This is a genomic window from Sphingomonas sp. (genome assembly GCF_051962185.1).
In the GTDB taxonomy this organism is placed as follows: Bacteria; Pseudomonadota; Alphaproteobacteria; order Sphingomonadales; family Sphingomonadaceae; genus Sphingomonas.
The window spans coordinates 1-2,572 of record NZ_JBQCCN010000039.1 but is presented as its reverse complement, the minus strand read 5'-3'; the positions used below and the strand labels follow the sequence as shown (position 1 = coordinate 2,572).

The following is a 2,572-nucleotide window of genomic DNA, read 5'->3' as shown; positions in this document are numbered from 1 at the left end:
CGCGGCAGGAAGTGCGTTTCCGCCTGGATCGGGCGGATCTGCGTGGTGGTGCGGCCGTCGATGCGCTTGCCGTCCTTGAGGATGGCCGTGCGGACGATCTCGGCTTCCAGCTTCTTGGTCAGCTTGATGCCGGCCATGACTTCCTGGGGGCTGAGGCCGTCTTCGGCGAACTGCGCCTTGGCCTTGGCCCGCGCCTCGTTGAGGGCGTTCGAGCGCGCCGACTTGTCGGTCAGCTTGTAGGCGGCGGCGATGTCGGTGCCGATCAGCTTCTTGAGCTTGGCCTTGATCGCGGCATTGTCGTCCGACGACGCCATTTCCCACGGATCCTTGGCGGCTTGCTCGGCGAGCTTGACGATCGCCTTGACCACTTCGCGGCACGCATCATGCGCGAACATGACGGCGCCCAGCATGACCTCTTCCGACAGCTCGTTGGCTTCGGATTCGACCATCATCACCGCGTCGTAGGTGGCGGCGACGACGAGGTCGAGATCGCCCTCGGCAACCTGCTCGTCGGTCGGATTGAGGATGTATTCGCCGTTGAGGTAACCGACGCGCGCGGCGCCGATCGGGCCCATGAAGGGCACGCCCGAGATCGTCAGCGCGGCCGACGCGGCGACCATCGCCAGGATGTCGGGCTCGTTCTCGCCGTCATAGCTCAGCACCTGAGCGATGGCGTTGATCTCGTTGTAGAAGCCTTCCGGGAACAGCGGGCGGATCGGGCGGTCGATGAGACGCGAGACCAGGGTCTCTTTCTCGGTCGCGCCGCGCTCGCGCTTGAAGAAGCCGCCCGGGATGCGCCCGGCGGCGGAATATTTTTCCTGATAATGGACGGTGAGCGGGAAGAAGTCCTGCCCGTCCTTGACCGACTTGGCGGCGGTAACCGCGCACAGCACGACGGTCTCGCCGAGCGTCGCCATGATGGCGCCGTCGGCCTGGCGGGCAACCTTGCCCGTTTCGAGCGTGAGGGTCTTTCCGCCCCACTCGATGCTTACTTTCTTGGTATCGAACATTTGTTTACCTTCACTCCCGGCGCCCGATGCGAGGGGGGCCTTGGAGTGGGCCTGACGTCCGGCCCGGGTGGCGGAAGTTTCCGCCGCCGCCCCCATGCCGGATTGCACGGGGCCGAATAAGCGAAACGGCGCCCGCAGGCGCCGTTCCTGGAGTTATTTGCGAAGACCGAGCTTCGCGATGAGGGCGAGATAGCGATCGCCATCCGATTTGCGCAGATAATCGAGAAGCGAGCGACGCTTGTTGACCATCATCAACAGACCGCGGCGCGAATGATTGTCCTTCGCGTGGGTCTTGAAATGCTCGGTGAGCGTCTTGATGCGGTCGGTCAGGATCGCGACCTGGACCTCGGGGCTGCCGGTGTCGCCTTCGGCGCGGGCATGTTCCTTGATCAGCGCTTCCTTGCGCTCGGGGGTAATCGACATTCTGTTTCCTTCGACATCACATTACAGGTTGAAGCCTCGGACGACGCGGACTTCTCCGCCCTGGATTTCCACCAATGCGACAGGGGTTTCGCCCAGCATCGCGAAGTGGAGGCCATCGTCTTCGGCAATCCCGGCCAGAACGCGCCCCTGTCGGAGCGCTCCTGCCTGGTCGGGGTCGAGGGAGAGAGCCGGGATGTCGTCCAGCCCCGCCCTCAATGGCAGGAGAATCTGTTCAAGGCCGTGGCGCTTAGCGGTTTCGGCCAATTTGTCCAGCGATATCGCGTGGGACAGGTCGAACGGACCCGCCTTGATGCGACGGAGATAGGTGACGTGCCCGACCGTGCCAAGGGCGAGCGCGATGTCGCGCGCGAGGGAGCGGATGTACGTGCCCTTGGAGACATGGGCGGTGAGGGTGATTGCCTCCAACGTCGCCCCGGCGAAGGCCGGGGCCGCTGGGTTTGATGCACTGGCATTACCAAGTAACCCAGCGGCCCCGGCCTCCGCCGGGGCGACGGTTGATGCCATCACCCTCACCGCCCACGTCTCCAAGGGCACGTACATCCGCAGCCTCGCCCGCGACATCGCGCTTGCCCTGGGCACGGTCGGCCACGTCACCTATCTCAGGCGGATCAAGGCCGGTCCGTTCGACCTGTCCCACGCGATATCGCTGGACAAATTGGCCGAATCCGCTAAGCGCCACGACCTTGAACAGATTCTCCTGCCATTGAGGGCGGGGCTGGACGACATCCCGGCTCTCTCCCTCGACCCCGACCAGGCAGGAGCGCTCCGACAGGGGCGCGTTCTGGCCGGGATTGCCAGAGACGATGGCCTCCACTTCGCAATGCTGGGCGAAACCCCGGTGGCGTTGGTGGAAGTCAGTAGCGGGGAAGCCCGTGTCGTCCGCGGTTTCAACCTTTAGTCCGCGATGTCGAAGGAAACAGAATGTCGATTACGCCCGAGCGCAAGGATGCGCTGATCAAGGAACATGCCCGCGCCGATGGCGACACCGTCAGCCCCGAGGTTCAGGTCGCGATCCTGACCGACCGCATCAAGACGCTCACCGAGCATTTCAAGACCCATGCGAAGGACAATCACTCGCGCCGCGGTCTCTTGATGATGGTCAACAAGCGTCGCTCGCT

At 64.1% G+C, this 2,572-nt stretch carries 2 protein-coding genes and 3 pseudogenes; 2 read left to right on the top strand and 3 right to left on the bottom strand.

The annotated features are described in order from the left end of the window. The 3 genes and pseudogenes from ACTHJR_RS02690 to ACTHJR_RS02680 all read right to left on the bottom strand — a co-directional run. Positions 1 to 1,010: pseudogene (locus ACTHJR_RS02690) on the bottom strand (polyribonucleotide nucleotidyltransferase); the annotation flags it as partial. A 153-nt stretch (positions 1,011 to 1,163) separates the two neighbouring features. Next, entirely contained in the window at positions 1,164 to 1,433 is a 270-nt protein-coding gene (gene rpsO / locus ACTHJR_RS02685) for a 30S ribosomal protein S15 (RefSeq protein ID WP_066590615.1), read from the bottom strand. A 21-nt stretch (positions 1,434 to 1,454) separates the two neighbouring features. Next, positions 1,455 to 1,853, bottom strand: a pseudogene (locus tag ACTHJR_RS02680) (tRNA pseudouridine(55) synthase TruB); the annotation flags it as partial. A 100-nt stretch (positions 1,854 to 1,953) separates the two neighbouring features. On the opposite strand from ACTHJR_RS02680, the pseudogene ACTHJR_RS02675 reads away from it, so the two are divergent. Further along, positions 1,954 to 2,352: pseudogene (locus ACTHJR_RS02675) on the top strand (tRNA pseudouridine(55) synthase TruB); the annotation flags it as partial. 23 nt (positions 2,353 to 2,375) lie between these two features. Next, positions 2,376 to 2,572: 30S ribosomal protein S15 (gene rpsO / locus ACTHJR_RS02670; RefSeq protein WP_440521530.1), on the top strand; the 197-nt coding region annotated here is incomplete at its 3' end.

What these genes read in the sequence shown, in the direction of transcription:
- rpsO (WP_066590615.1), bottom strand. Translation starts at nt 1,433, where the DNA reads ATGTCGATTACCCCCGAGCGCAAGGAAGCGCTGATCAAGGAACATGCC.